Below are 15180 nucleotides of genomic sequence, written 5' to 3'. Positions count from 1 at the left end.
GGTCCGGCATGATGGAGAAAGAAATTCTTGAATAACCTCTGATTATATGGTATCATTGACTGCAGAGGTGAAGAAAATGCTTAGATTTGCAGTTTGCGATGATGAAGAATATGTATGTAATAAATTGGAGGAATACATGTAACATGTGAAAGATTAATTGACAAATACGGAGAGGGATACGTGTTTATAGGGAAAAATTTGGGTATTGACCCTGGCTTTGTTACAGTATCCTGTGAGATTGGAAATGATACTGTGACAACAGAAACGTTTACTCCGGATTGTTCATTATAAATGGGCGGCATTGTTAAAGCAAATGAGTCAACTGTCAAGTGATATGCTCGGCAGTTGACTCATTTTTTTATATCTTCAAGTCAGGTTTAGGTTCTATTTATTGTTATCGGTCGTATATACGGACATCATTTCATCATGGCTTTCAAAGCCGTACACTTCATATTCCGCTGTTTCAAATATCAGGTCTTCCGGAAGAATGTGTTCTTTCCATCCGCAGTGTTCGATTTCATTTTTTCTGTAAAGAACGAACACCTTTCCGTCCGGCGGGGAAGTGACATGTTCGGCTTTCTGCAGCCATTCATATAAGTCGTCAGGATCTTTTGTGCTTGAAAATTCACTGCCGTCATTTCCGGATGAGCGCCATAAGTACATTTCGGCCTTTCCGTTTGTAAGTTCTGTGAGCACATTTCCGTTCCAGAAGGTCGCGTATCCGTATCTGTAATCGGAATTGTTTATAAATTCCGCCACTTCATGAACCGGAGGAGTCTTGACGAAGTTTCTCAGATCACTGTGAACAATACCGGATTTGATCAGCACAGAACCCATAAGGATGAATGACAGTATCTGTCTTGATACAGCCGGCATCATTTTCAGGTCTGCTTCATGTATGGCCATAGTGATAAGCGGGAAGGAGAATATGATCACAGGGAAATTGTATCTGGCGGTATAAGGCATATCCGTAAGGGTGTACAGAAGGATGAAAACTGCAGTATTGCATATAAAAAATACAGTAAGAAGTCTGAAACAGGAGCCGGATGTCTGCCTCAGTCCGACAGAAACGGCCCATACAGTAAGAAGAAGCAGAATTCCGAAACAGCAGTTTGAAACAAGATTCTTTACCGTAAGGTCACCGGTCGTAAACCCCAGAGAAGTAAAGAAATCAAATATTACCTGTGATATTCTGTCAGGATCGGCCTGCTTAAAGCGGATCGTGTCCCATTCCTTGAAATGATATATACCGGAAAGTACGCGGCTGTTTACGATACAGCCGGCACCGCCGGATAAAAGTGAAGTAAGAGCAGCAGGAATAAGAGCGGAATATGCTGACTTACGTGCAGATGACAGACCTTCTCTGTAGACAGTATTGCAGCAGAGGATCATAACTGCGGCAGTCAGCGGAAGATATGTAATTACCAGCTGACGTACTCCTCCGGCTCCGGCAGCGAATGAGAGGAGTGAAAGTACGGTAAGCGCGGATATTTTTTTCTTTTTACCGGATTCGCTGCTCATGAAAGCTAATGCCAGTGTCAGAAAAGATATTGCAATATGAGGAATATAGTAGCACCCCATTGCGATTATCAGAAAATATGTGACTGACAAAGAGGAGACAGCGCATATCGCATTGCAGAATGAATACCGTCTTATTCCGGCTTTTCTGCAGAAGAAGATAACACTTCCGGAAAGCAAGCAGTGAAGCACAGCGTCCGAAAGCAGTCTGACACGATGCCAGCTATTTGTAAAATTAAAGAAGAAAGTATATACAAGCTGAGTGTTCAGCACGCGCAGTTCAGTCGAATAGAACCAGTTTTTACTCATTAAAGAGTGTTCCTCTGAAAGAATTCTGCTTAGCAGCAGTTCACTTGACATATCTGAATCAAGGAAATACGGCATGCGTATTCTGATCATAAGAATAATGACAATGTGTACTGCTGCAAGAACCGCAGCGGTGGAGAAGTATAGAAGATCTTTTTTGTTTTTTAAAAATGACTGCAAGTATAAACCTCCTGACATATCGGTGTTGTTTAACATATAAAAACAACCTGTTTGACGAGTCTTTTTGATTACAAACGAAAACCGTCTGAATACATGATTCAGACGGTTTGAATTTGGTTGCGGGAGCTGGATTTGAACCAACGACCTTCGGGTTATGAGCCCGACGAGCTACCGAGCTGCTCCATCCCGCGATATATGTGCCCTTTTTCAAGTGCCTTATAATTATACCACTAAACAAGCGGATTGTCAAGAATTTTTTTCGTAAAAAATATGTATCAAACTATTTTCAGCTAATTTGTTCTTAAATATTTGACTTTAATTAATTTTCGGTTTATAATTATATTGAAAATGATCATAGGGATCATTAGAACGATTAGTTGATTGATCATCATTTTCTTTAGTACGTGTTGTATTACAGAACAGATGACAGATTCAGAGTGACAGCGGATGATATGCTGATCTCTGTAAGATTGTATGGGTAATGGAGAAAAAATATGACACCACAGCAGATAGAATATGTTCTTGCAGTTGCGGAAGAACGAAGCTTTTCCAAAGCTGCTAAAAAGTTGTTTGTTACGCAGCCGTCTTTAAGTAAATTTATTATAAATCTTGAAACGACAATGGGTGTGACACTGTTTGACCGCAGTTCGTCTCCTATTACAGTTACAGATGCAGGCAAGATCTTCATTGAAACTGCCAACCGTATGAAAGAGCTTGAAGATGAAATGACGCTTAAGATCAATGAGCTGGCCGGACTTAAAAACGGTAATCTCAGGATCGGTACTTCGCCGTTTTACGCTGCGAACATGCTTTTAAAAACAGTTAAACAGTTTCATCGTAAATATCCTGACATTCGGATAACGATCCAGGAAGATACTTACCGTAATCTTGAGGACAGTGTGCTTCGGGGCGATATTGACCTTATGATCGGAACTTCATCAGCTGATGAAGAACTTTTCAACATAGAAGTACTGTGTATGGAAAAACTTTATCTTGCTGTTCCGATGAACAGGGCAGTGAACAAGAAATATCCTGAGTTCATGCTTACTCCGGAAGATATAAAAACCAATTCTGAAAAAACTGTTCAGATCAGACACACTGAAAATGGATATTTTTAAAAAGGAGAAATTTATTTTCCGAAGCAACAGCGATTCAAGCCAGAACTATCTGAAAAAAAATCTGCAGGGCGGCCGGATTTTCTCCTGAGATCATAATAGAGTCAAATAATCTTGACACTATTTTTTCATTTGTCTGTGAAGGGATAGGAGTGGCGTTTGTGCCTGATACATTCATAAAGTTTGCTGTAGTACCGTCTCATCCTGCTTATTATGCTATCAGTAATCAGGATGCAGAAAAGCATATAAAGCTGATCTATAAAAAGAATAAATATCTTTCAGCACCTGCACTTGAGTTCTGCAATACTTTAAGAGAACTCATAGGAATGGGTACATGGAAATAATCAATGAAATAAACAAAAACTTTAAGGAAAGACTAATCGGAAATCCGGCTTCACCCAGGAGCCCCACGCTGATTTATGAATATATCAGCGTTTCCTTAATACTCAGATATATCAAAAGGCTCTCCGGAATAAATTCCGGAGAGCCTGATGTTTTTGAATCTGATTTGCTTATAACAGTTTAGTGATTATTTGCATTCGTTATAAAGCTGACCAGCCTGCATTGTCTTGCCCTGTGCCTTGAACATTTCTGAAACTGTTACACACTGCCAGCCCTGGCTCTTGAGGTATGGAAGGAATTCTTCCATAGCGCCTGCTGTTGTGTCATAGTTTTCGTGGCAGAGAACAACCTTGTTTCTGAGTGATCCGTTTGAAAGAGCAGACTTGAGAGTGTTGAGGATCTGATCCTTTGAAGCACCGTCCCAGTCCTTTGTATCAAGACCGCAGTTCGGGCAAGGAACACCTACTGCCTGACCTACGCCTGAATCAAAGTTAAGGTAAGGAGGTCTTAAGAGGTAATCATTGTCACCGCCGATGATAGCATCGAGAGCCTGCTTACACTTCTGATATTCGCTCTTACCCTTGTCACCCTGTTGAGTGAGGTTCGGATGAGTCCAGCTGTGGTTAGCTACTTCGAAACCTGCATTGAATGCATTTTTGATTTCCTGTTCGTTGCCGCGGATTCTTTCGCCCCAGTAGAAGAATGTAGCGTGGAAGCCGTTCTTTGTAAGAGCGTTGTGAATTCTGCCAGGATTCTGTGAGTTAGCTATCGGGCCGTCATCAAATGCAATCGCAACCATTGGCTTTGAAGCATCGATCCATGAAACGTCAGCATCTGATGTCCATACACCGTTCTGAACCTTACCCTTTGAACCAGTAGACTTAGCAGTCTGCTGAGGAACCTGCTGCTGACCCTGCTGAGGGTTCTGCTGCTGCCATGGGTTCTGCTGCTGAGGGTTCTGAGTTGTCTGCTGCTGTTCGCCGCTGCCTGTACCGATTGTGAGCTTTGATACTGTAGCCTTACCGCTGCTCTCCCAGCCTTCAACGTTGAGGGCAACTTCTGTAAGATTACCTATGTTCCAGCCTGCAGCTGCCCAAGCCTTGAAGTGATCTGATACTGTAATAGTACCTGATGTTCTCTTTGACTTACGAACGCTGAAGTACTGCTTGAATGTTTCTGTTGTACCAAGGATAGTAGGACCTGTGTGGTCGAGCTGGAAGATCTCGTATTCAGCACCGTCGATTGTAACTGTTTTGCTTGCACCGTTTGGTTTCGGGCACCAGTTTACCCAGTCTTCGATGATGTAGTATTCAACGAGAGGATTCTTCATCCAGCCGTATACGCAGAGTCTTGAGTTACCCTGTGAGCTTGCTGAATAGTCAGCTGCATAGTCCATTACGATCGGACCATATTCTGTAGCCTTCTTTGTAGCATCATAGTTTCTGCCACGACGAGCAAGGAAGTTACCGCTTGCAACCTGAGCGCTCCATTCTGTGCTGAATGTTCCGCCGCTGCCGAGTGTCATAGAACCGCTTCCGCCTGTTCTGTCGAGCCAGATCTCGTAGCTGTAGCCGTCAACGTTGTCATTCTTGTGCTGAGTCTGACCGTTACCTACGCTGAATGTCTTGCCTGATGATGTGAAGGTTGCAGGAGCCTGTGGCTGCTGTGAAGGTGAAGGTGATGGCTGCTGTGGCTGCTGCCAAGGCTGCTGTGCCTGCTGTGAAGGAGAAGGTGAAGGTGATGGTGAAGCCTTAGGAGCTACATAACCTTCGCCGAGTTTATCAATAAGTTTTGAGATAAACTGTCTTAATGTAGCAAGGTCAGCAAGTTCAACTTTACCATTGTAAGCAACGTCTGCAGAAAGTTCCTGCTTTTCTGTGAACTTTGTCTTGTCAATAAGATGTACTGCTAAGAGTGAAAGGTCTGTAATATCTACCTTTTTATCGTCATTGATATCACCGAATGAGAAGTTTGCTGCTGCAGGAGCCTGTGTAGAAGTTGACGGATTCTGCACAATGTTCTGTGTCGGATTCTGAGCAGGAGCCTGAGAAGCCGGTGCCTGTGATGCAGGAGCCTGAGAAGCTGGTGCCTGACTCTTTACTGAAGATGTATCAACCTTCATTACAGCGTCAAATGCCGGCTTAGCCTTATATCCTGAGCTGAACAGGAGAGGGTTGTTTTCTCTTCTCCAGCTGATGCTGTCGTTAGTGCCCCATACAGTAAGTGCAGGGATCTGGTCAGCATGGTCAACTGCCATCTGGAATACATCAGCGAAAAGCTTAGCCTGTGTATTGAAATCAGAACCGCATGTGATATCAAGCTCTGTGATCTGAACTTCAAGTCCTGTGCTTAAGAACTTTTCAAGACCTGTCTTGTAAACCTGAGCACTTGGATACTTGATGTCAAGGTGAGACTGCATGCCGATACCGTCGATAACGCCTTTCTGCTTGAGCTTCATAGCGATATTGTAGATATCGTTTGTCTTTGCAGGAATGTATTCGTTATAGTCATTGATGTAAAGTTTGCATCCGGCAGGAGCATACTTTCTTGCATATGTGAATGCGTTGATGATAAATTCATCGTTAGTGTCGCCGTAAACCTTTGTCCAGCCTGAGTTGCTGCCCGGACGGAGTCCGCCGCCGTCGTTTACGAAGAGCTCGTTACAAACATCGTATGCATATACATCAAGCTTTGGATATTCCTTAGCAAGAAGATCGAACGTATCCTTGATGAAGTTCTCAAGACGCTGATTCATGATGTCCTTTGAAACATATGAACCGTTCTGTGAGAAGTTCTCCCTGAAGAACCAGTCAGGAGTCTGGCTGTACCATACAAATGTGTGGCCTCTGAGTGCGATACCATTCTGTTCGCAGAACTTAAGTGTTGATGCAGCCTTTGAGAGAGATACATTAGCTCTTGTGTTGCTTGAACCAGGCGAGAGGAGAGCGTCAGGCTTGAGCTCGTTTTCAGGTGTAATTGAATTAAAGTGCTTCTTGATGAAGTCGCCGCCCTGTGAAAGTTCGTGAGGGCTTACAGATGTACCGATCTTGAAGCATGCACCAAACTTGCCCTTGAGTGAGCCGTCGTTTACTTCCTGTCCGCCTGATGAAGGTCTTGATACAGGCTGTGTTCCTGTATTTGATGTTGGCTGTGTTACAGTAGATGAAGAAGAAACGTCACCTGTAACAGTAATATCGTCTACAAAGAAGTCGATAAGGTCAGCAGCTGTATCATTTTCTGAATATGCTGTCTGAATGTAGAGTGAGATGTTGTCAGCACCTGCAGGAATTGTGAAGTCGCCTGCGAGCTTAGTCATCTTACCGCTTGAAGCTGTTGCATCAGCTATGTTGTCGTAGTTTGTTTCACCGCCAAGGTCATACTGAACACCGAATGTGAATCCGGCTGATGAATAGTTGTCGTTCTTGTAACCTACCGATGAACTGAATGAATATGAACCGCCTGCTTTAAGGTCTGAAGAAGCGTTCTGGATACCGTTCCATGAAGCTGCTCTTCCTGTAACTGCAAGAGCCTTTGAACCGCCGTTCTTCATATCTCCTGAGAGAAGAAGTTCAACGCTGTCGCCTCTTGCTGTCCAGCCGCCTGCATTGCTTTCGCAGTCTGTTGAAAGACCTGTACCTGCTGAAACAGGTGTTCCGCTGATCTTGGCAACAGGTGCCTGTGAAGCTGCCGGCTGAGTTGAAGGACGTGAACCGCCGATCTGGAGGTTATTCTTCTTAACGTTTGCCTTACCGCTTGAACGGTAGCCTTCGATGTTGAGGGCAACTTCGTACATCTTGCCCATCTTCATTCCGGATCTTTCCCATGCAGCGAAGTGATCAGATACTGTAATAGTACCCTTGAGGTTCTTCATCTGGTTTACCTGAGCAGGATTTGTCTTGTTTACGCTCCAGTACTGCTCAAATGTTTCAGTTCCGTGGATTGAAGGCTGATTTACTCGTGTTGATGTATAAATGTCGTATGTTTTTCCGTCAGCAGATACTGTACCCTTGCCACCCTGCTGTCCCGGTGGTCTCCAGTCGCCCCATGCTTCTACGATGTAATATTCGACTGTTGGATCTTCAGTCCATCCGTAAACGCACATGTATGAGTTACCCATTGGCTGATAGTCTACATCATAATCGATACTGATGTTGCCGTAATCCTTATAACCCTTTGTGCTTCCGAGTTTTTTACCCGTACGGAAGAGACAGTTTTCGATTCCGCTCCATGAACAGCTGAATCCACCGTTTGATCCGAGCTGCATGTCGACGTTACCTGTGTAGTTCTGATTCCAGAGCTCGTAGTCGTAACCGTCAGCGGTCTTACCAGTTTTCTGCTGGTCGGCAGCCTTAACTGTCAGTACGTCTGATACGCTGAGCAGTTCTGCTGGAGCTGCGATCGGCAGAGCCATTGACATTGCGATGAAACCACTTAAAACTTTTTTTGTGTGTTTCATGTTTACCACCTCTTTCTTGCTTCCTATTTTATCATAAAATACATCTTTGTCAAGCATGCACGAATTTGTATGTTATTTTTGTGTTGGAAAATGGCTCCTGTTAAAAACAGTAATTGATTTTATTTATAAGAAATTAATTTCTAAAAACTTTGTCTGCATTTTGGATGCATGCACAAATATACATATTATGACATGTAGAAAATAGCCTAATCTGCATTTTAGTGGTATGCGTGATGAAATGTCAGGTATAACTCATATATTAATAAATATATAGAAAAACAGCCGGCCATCGAAATGACCGGCTGTATATCAGCTGAATATTGCTTTCGGCATATATTATGCTATTCATTTATTGCGGCATGAGCCGTATAGATATGTGCTTTGAAACAAGACTGTTATTTGCATTCGTTGTAAAGCTGACCAGCCTGCATTGTCTTGCCCTGTGCCTTGAACATTTCTGAAACTGTTACACACTGCCAGCCCTGGCTCTTGAGGTATGGAAGGAACTCTTCCATAGCGCCTGCTGTTGTGTCATAGTTTTCGTGGCAGAGAACAACCTTGTTTCTGAGTGAACCGTTTGCAAGAGCAGTCTTGAGAGTGTTGAGGATCTGATCCTTTGAAGCACCGTCCCAGTCCTTTGTATCGAGACCGCAGTTCGGACAAGGAACACCTACTGCCTGACCCACGCTTGCATCAAAGTTGAGGTAAGGAGGTCTTAAGAGATAGTCGTTGTCGCCGCCGATGATAGCATCGAGAGCCTGCTTTGTCTTCTGAACTTCGCTCTTGCCCTTGTCACCCTGTCCCGTGAGGTTCGGATGAGTCCATGTGTGGTTAGCTACTTCGAAACCTGCGTTGAAAGCATTCTTGATTTCCTGCTCGTTGCCGCGGATTCTTTCGCCCCAGTAGAAGAATGTAGCGTGGAAGCCGTTCTTCGTAAGAGCATTATGGATTCTGCCAGGATTCTGTGAGTTAGCGATCGGGCCGTCATCGAATGAGATAGCAACCATAGGCTTTGAAGCATCGATCCATGAAACGTCAGCATCTGATGTCCATACGCCGTTTACTACCTTACCCTTTGAACCAGTAGACTTAGCAGTTTCCTGAGGAACCTGCTGGCCTGAAGTCGGCTGAGCTGACGGTGTTGTGTCAGCGATGCCTGAACTGATAGTAAGCTTTGATACTGTAGCCTTACCGCTGCTTTCCCATCCTTCAACGTTGAGAGCAACTTCTGTAAGGTTACCTATGTTCCAGCCTGCAGCTGCCCAAGCCTTGAAGTGATCTGATACTGTGATGGTACCTGATGTTCTCTTTGACTTACGGACACTGAAGTACTGCTTGAATGTTTCTGTTGTACCGAGGATAGTCGGGCCGTAGTGGTCGAGCTGGAAGATCTCGTATTCAGCACCGTCGATAGTAACTGTCTTGCTTGCACCTTCCGGTTTCGGGCACCAGTTTACCCAGTCTTCGATGATGTAGTATTCAACGAGAGGATTCTTCATCCAGCCGTATACGCAGAGTCTTGAGTTACCCTGTGAGCTTGCTGAATAGTCAGCGGCGTAGTCCATTACGATAGGACCGTATTCTGTAGCTTTCTTTGTAGCGTCGTAGTTTCTGCCTCGGCGGGCAAGGAAGTTACCCTTTGAAACCTGAGCGCTCCATTCAGTGCTGAATGTACCGCCGCTTCCAAGTGTCATTGAACCGCTTCCGCCTGTCTGGTCAAGCCAGATCTCGTAGCTGTAGCCGTCAACGTTGTCATTCTTGAACTGTGTGTCTTTGCCTGCAACTTTGAATGTCTTGCCGCTTGATGTGAAAGTACTTGGTGTGCTCGGCTTTGCTGTAGGAGAAGGTGAAGCCTGCTTTGAAGGAGAAGGTGACGGGGAAGGAGACTGCTTAACCGGAGCTACGTATCCTTCGCCGAGTTTATCGATCACCTTTGAAATGAACTGTCTTAAAGTAGCAAGGTCAGCAAGTTCAACTGTACCGTTGTAGGCAACGTCAGCAGCAAGTGTCTGCTTGTCTGTGAACTTTGTCTTGTCAATAAGATGTACAGCTAAAAGTGAAAGGTCTGTGATGTCAATCTTTTCGTCGTCGTTGATATCACCGAATGTGAAGTCTTCAGCAGATGACGGTGTGCCCGGATCCGATGTAGCAGGTGTTGTGCTGTCTGAGCCGCCTGTTACCTTGATGTCATCGATGAAGAAATCGATAAGGTCAGCATCTGTATCATTTTCCGAGTAAGCTGTCTGAACATAGAGTGAGATGTTTTCAGCACCTGCAGGGATCTTGAAATCTCCTGAGAGATCTGTCATCTTGCCGCTTGATGCTGTTGCATCAGCTATGTTATCATAGTTTGTATCACCGTTCAGGTCATACTGAACACCGAATGTGAAACCTGCTGATGAGTAGTTGTCGTTCTTGTAACCAACTGAAGAACTGAAGCTGTATGAACCGCCTGCCTTGAGATCAGAAGAAGCGTTCTGGATACCGTTCCATGAAGCTGATCTTCCTGTAACTGCAAGAGCCTTTGAACCGCCGCTCTTCATATCTCCTGAGAGAAGAAGTTCAACGCCGTCGCCTCTTGCTGTCCAGCCGGCTGCATCGCTTTCACAGTCTGTTGAAAGACCTGTACCTGCTGAAACAGGTGTTCCGCTGATCTTGGCAACAGGAGCCTTTGAAGGTTCTGAAGATGGCTGTGAAGTCGGATTTTCTTTGCTTGATGTACCAATATTGAGTTTTGTTACGTTAGCCTTACCGCTGCTTTCCCATCCTTCAACGTTGAGAGCAACTTCTGTAAGGTTACCGATGTTCCAGCCTGCAGCTGCCCATGCCTTGAAGTGATCTGATACTGTAATAGTACCTGATGTTCTCTTTGACTTACGAACGCTGAAGTACTGCTTGAATGTTTCGGTTGTACCGTTGATAGTAGGACCGTAGTGGTCGAGCTGGAAGATCTCGTATTCAGCACCGTCGATAGTAACTGTCTTGCTTGCACCTTCCGGTTTCGGGCACCAGTTTACCCAGTCTTCGATGATGTAGTATTCAACGAGAGGATTCTTCATCCAGCCGTATACGCAGAGTCTTGAGTTACCCTGTGAGCTTGCTGAATAGTCAGCTGCATAGTCCATTACGATCGGACCATATTCTGTAGCTTTCTTTGTAGCGTCGTAGTTTCTGCCTCGGCGGGCAAGGAAGTTACCCTTTGAAACCTGAGCGCTCCATTCAGTGCTGAATGTACCGCCGCTGCCAAGAGTCATGGAACCGCTTCCGCCTGTCTGGTCAAGCCAGACCTCGTAGCTGTAGCCGTCAACATTGTCTTCCTTGAACTGTGTGTCTCTGCCCGCAACTTTGAACGTCTGACCGACTTGCGCTGCCTTAACTGTAAGGACATCCGATAAGCTGATCAGTTCAGCCGGTGCTGCGACAGACAGTGCCATTGACATTGCGATGAAACCACTTATGATTTTTTTTGTGTGTTTCATGTTTACCACCTCTTTCTTGCTTCCTATTTTATCATAAAAAACATCTTTGTCAAGCATTTTCTTATATTTGTGTTGCTTAATACATGAAATTATATTACTGCGAATTTTAGGCGCAAAATTCATTTAAAGGAAAATAAGTATCAAAAATCTTGCTTGTGAATAGTGATAGTGCACAAAAATGTACATTATAGCAAGAAACAAATGCCTTTTATGATAAAATACGGTCTTTGCGATAAGCTATAGGGTATAAGACCTATATTAATAAAAATATAGATAAACAGCCAGCCATCGTAATGACTGGCTGCTTATCACCTGAATATAGTTTTCAGAATATATCAGGCTGAGTATTTACTGCATCATAAACTGTGCAGATATGTTATGTGTTGTGATATAAGACTTTTATCTGCAGTCGTCATAAAGCTGACCAGCCTGCATTGTCTTGCCCTGTGCCTTGAACATTTCTGAAACTGTTACACACTGCCAGCCCTGGCTCTTGAGGTATGGGAGGAATTCTTCCATAGCGCCTGCTGTTGTGTCATAGTTTTCGTGGCAGAGAACAACCTTGTTTCTGAGTGATCCGTTTGAAAGAGCAGACTTGAGAGTGTTAAGGATCTGATCCTTTGAAGCACCGTCCCAGTCCTTTGTGTCAAGACCGCAGTTCGGACAAGGAACACCTACTGCCTGACCTACGCCTGAATCAAAGTTAAGGTAAGGAGGTCTTAAGAGGTAATCATTGTCGCCGCCGATGATAGCATCGAGAGCCTGTTTGCATCTCTGATATTCGCTCTTGCCCTTGTCACCCTGTCCCGTGAGGTTCGGATGAGTCCAGCTGTGGTTAGCTACTTCGAAACCTGCATTGAAAGCATTTTTGATTTCCTGCTCGTTGCCGGCAATTCTTTCGCCCCAGTAGAAGAATGTTGCGTGGAAGCCGTTCTGAGTAAGAGCCTTGTGGATTCTGCCAGGATTCTGTGAGTTAGCAATCGGGCCGTCATCAAATGCGATAGCAACCATTGGCTTTGAAGCATCGATCCATGAAACATCAGCATCTGATGTCCATACACCGTTCTGAACCTTACCTTTTGAACCTGTGGACTTGGCTGTCTGCTGAGGTACCTGCTGTTCTCCAGGATTCTGACCGCCGTTAGGATTCTGGTCGCCGCCCCATGGCATCTGGCCGCCCCATGGATTCTGTCCCGGATTCTGTCCAGGGTTCTGCTGCGGAGCCTGCTGAGTATTGCTGCTTTCACCGCTGCCTGTACCGATAGTAAGCTTTGTTACGTTAGCCTTACCGCTGCTTTCCCATCCTTCAACGTTGAGAGCAACTTCTGTAAGGTTACCTATGTTCCAGCCTGCAGCTGCCCATGCCTTGAAGTGATCTGATACTGTGATGGTACCTGATGTTCTCTTTGACTTGCGGACACTGAAGTACTGCTTGAATGTTTCTGTTGTACCAAGGATAGTAGGACCTGTGTGGTCGAGCTGGAAGATCTCGTATTCAGCACCGTCGATCGTAACTGTTTTGCTTGCACCGTTTGGTTTCGGGCACCAGTTTACCCAGTCCTCGATGATGTAGTATTCAACGAGAGGATTCTTCATCCAGCCGTATACGCAGAGTCTTGAGTTACCCTGTGAGCTTGCTGAATAGTCAGCTGCATAGTCCATTACGATCGGACCATATTCTGTAGCCTTCTTTGTAGCATCGTAGTTTCTGCCTCGGCGTGCAAGGAAGTTACCGCTTGAAACCTGAGCACTCCATTCTGTGCTGAATGTACCGCCGCTGCCGAGTGTCATAGAACCGCTTCCGCCTGTGTTGTCAAGCCAGATCTCGTAGCTGTAGCCGTCAACGTTGTCATTCTTGTGCTGATTCTGGCCGTTGCCTACGCTGAACTTCTGTCCGTTTGCAGTGAAGCTGCCCTGTCCCGGCTGCTGTGTCTGAGGCTGCTGTCCCTGTGGTGCCTGACCGCCGTTAGGATTCTGGTCACCCCAAGGCATCTGGCCGCCCCAAGGATTCTGCTGGTTCGGATCTCCGCCGCCGTTAGGGTTCTGGTCGCCCCAAGGCATCTGACTGCCCCATGGATTCTGCTGTTCAGGATTTTGCTGAGGCTGCTGCTGTCCCGGATTCTGCTGAGGCTGCTGCTGTGAAGAAGGCTGATTTGCAGGTGCTGTATAACCTTCACCGAGTTTTGTAATAACCTTTGATATGAACTGTCTGAGTGTTGCAAGGTCAGCAAGTTCAATGCTTCCGTTATATGCAACGTCAGCAGACAGTTTCTGCTTATCTGTGAAATTAGTCTTGTCGATCAGATGAACAGCAAGGAGTGAAAGGTCTGTAATGTCGATCTTTGTGTCGTCATTGATATCACCGAAGGTGAAATCTGCTGCAGCGGTCTGTCCGGAATTCTGCTGACCCTGCGGTGCCTGACCGCCGTTAGGGTTCTGATCGCCCCAAGGCATCTGGCCGCCCCAAGGGTTTTGCTGGTTCGGATCCTGTGCAGCTACCGGGTTCTGGTCGCCCCAAGGCATCTGACCACCCCATGGATTCTGCTGGTTCGGATCTCCGCCGCCGTTAGGGTTCTGGTCACCCCAAGGCATCTGACCGCCCCATGGATTCTGCTGGTTCGGATCTCCGCCGCCGTTAGGGTTCTGGTCACCCCAAGGCATCTGACCACCCCAAGGGTTCTGCTGGTTCGGATCCCCGCCGCCCCAAGGGTTCTGCTGTGTGTCCTGCTGCGGATTCTGTCCCGGATTCTGCTGCGGTGCCTGCTGAGTATTGCTGCTTCCACCGCTGCCTGTACCGATAGAAAGCTTTGTTACGTTAGCTTTACCGCTGCTTTCCCATCCTTCAACGTTGAGAGCAACTTCTGTAAGGTTACCGATGTTCCAGCCTGCGTCTGCCCATGCCTTGAAATGATCTGAAACAGTAATAGTACCTGATGTTCTCTTTGACTTACGAACGCTGAAGTACTGCTTGAATGTTTCTGTTGTACCAAGGATAGTAGGACCTGTGTGGTCGAGCTGGAAGATCTCGTATTCAGCACCGTCGATCGTAACTGTTTTGCTTGCACCGTTTGGTTTCGGGCACCAGTTTACCCAGTCTTCGATGATGTAGTATTCAACGAGAGGATTCTTCATCCAGCCGTATACGCAGAGTCTTGAGTTACCCTGTGAGCTTGCTGAATAGTCAGCAGCGTAGTCCATTACGATAGGACCGTATTCGGTAGCTTTCTTTGTAGCGTCATAGTTTCTGCCTCGGCGTGCAAGGAAGTTACCGCTTGAAACCTGAGCGCTCCATTCTGTGCTGAATGTACCGCCGCTTCCAAGTGTCATTGAACCGCTTCCGCCTGTGTTGTCAAGCCAGATCTCGTAGCTGTAGCCGTCAACATTGTCGGCCTTGTGCTGATTCTGACCGTTGCCTACAGTGAATTTCTGTCCGGCCTGATCAGCTGCCTTAACTGTAAGGACGTCCGATAAGCTGATCAGTTCAGCCGGAGCTGCGACTGAAATTGCCATTGATAATGCGATGAAACCGCTTAAAACTTTTTTGTGGTTCATTCTGTATCACCTCTTTCATGATCATTTTAGCACATATCAGAATAATGTCAAGTTTATACAATTTTGTCTTTTTAGTGTTTAAAGTGTGCCTGTGTTATGTCAAAAGTGTTACGCCGAAAATTCATAGATTAAATACTGTAAATTCAGTTTACGATCTGATGTTCTGCACAAAATAATATGACGAATATGTTGCACAGATATGGCATAAGTTTGACACTGTAATTTAATTCCT

Annotated in this window: 7 protein-coding genes and 1 tRNA gene; 3 read left to right on the top strand and 5 right to left on the bottom strand. The window is 45.5% G+C overall.

Annotated features, from left to right (window positions below):
* Positions 1 to 384: 384 nt before the first annotated feature.
* Both CC97_RS03690 and CC97_RS03685 read right to left on the bottom strand, forming a co-directional pair.
* Positions 385 to 2004 (bottom strand): hypothetical protein, encoded by a 1620-nt coding sequence (locus CC97_RS03690; RefSeq protein WP_044973763.1) that lies wholly within the window; start codon positions 2002 to 2004, stop codon positions 385 to 387.
* 114 nt (positions 2005 to 2118) lie between these two features.
* Positions 2119 to 2195 (bottom strand) — tRNA-Met (locus CC97_RS03685).
* Between the two features lie 303 nt (positions 2196 to 2498).
* Between CC97_RS03685 and CC97_RS18580 the strand changes: the two genes are divergently transcribed.
* The 3 genes from CC97_RS18580 to CC97_RS03675 are packed head-to-tail and all read left to right on the top strand — an operon-like array spanning position 2499 to position 3645.
* Positions 2499 to 3122 (top strand): LysR family transcriptional regulator, encoded by a 624-nt coding sequence (locus CC97_RS18580; protein WP_049962672.1) that lies wholly within the window; start codon positions 2499 to 2501, stop codon positions 3120 to 3122.
* 59 nt (positions 3123 to 3181) lie between these two features.
* Positions 3182 to 3463, top strand: coding sequence for a LysR family transcriptional regulator substrate-binding protein (locus CC97_RS19465; RefSeq protein WP_081849964.1), 282 nt, complete (start codon positions 3182 to 3184; stop codon positions 3461 to 3463).
* Complete coding sequence (locus CC97_RS03675) at positions 3454 to 3645, top strand: hypothetical protein (protein WP_044973762.1); 192 nt, start codon at positions 3454 to 3456, stop codon at positions 3643 to 3645. The genes CC97_RS19465 and CC97_RS03675 overlap by 10 nt, the downstream gene beginning before the upstream one ends.
* 3 nt (positions 3646 to 3648) lie before the next feature.
* Here the strand turns inward: CC97_RS03675 and CC97_RS18570 are convergent, their stop codons facing one another.
* The 3 genes from CC97_RS18570 to CC97_RS18560 all read right to left on the bottom strand — a co-directional run bounded on the left by CC97_RS18570 (position 3649) and on the right by CC97_RS18560 (position 14948).
* Positions 3649 to 7917, bottom strand: coding sequence for a glycoside hydrolase family 11 protein (locus tag CC97_RS18570; protein ID WP_049962670.1), 4269 nt, complete (start codon positions 7915 to 7917; stop codon positions 3649 to 3651).
* 395 nt (positions 7918 to 8312) lie between these two features.
* Positions 8313 to 11396, bottom strand: coding sequence for a glycoside hydrolase family 11 protein (locus CC97_RS20455; protein ID WP_197021809.1), 3084 nt, complete (start codon positions 11394 to 11396; stop codon positions 8313 to 8315).
* A 399-nt stretch (positions 11397 to 11795) separates the two neighbouring features.
* On the bottom strand, positions 11796 to 14948 hold the full coding sequence (locus tag CC97_RS18560) for a glycoside hydrolase family 11 protein (protein ID WP_049962668.1): 3153 nt from the start codon (positions 14946 to 14948) through the stop codon (positions 11796 to 11798).
* Between the last annotated feature and the right edge of the window lie 232 nt (positions 14949 to 15180).

The organism is Ruminococcus sp. HUN007, assembly GCF_000712055.1.
In the GTDB taxonomy this organism is placed as follows: Bacteria; Bacillota; Clostridia; order Oscillospirales; family Ruminococcaceae; genus HUN007.
The sequence above is the reverse complement of the archived record's forward strand: the minus strand, read 5'-3'. Positions and strand labels throughout refer to the sequence as shown.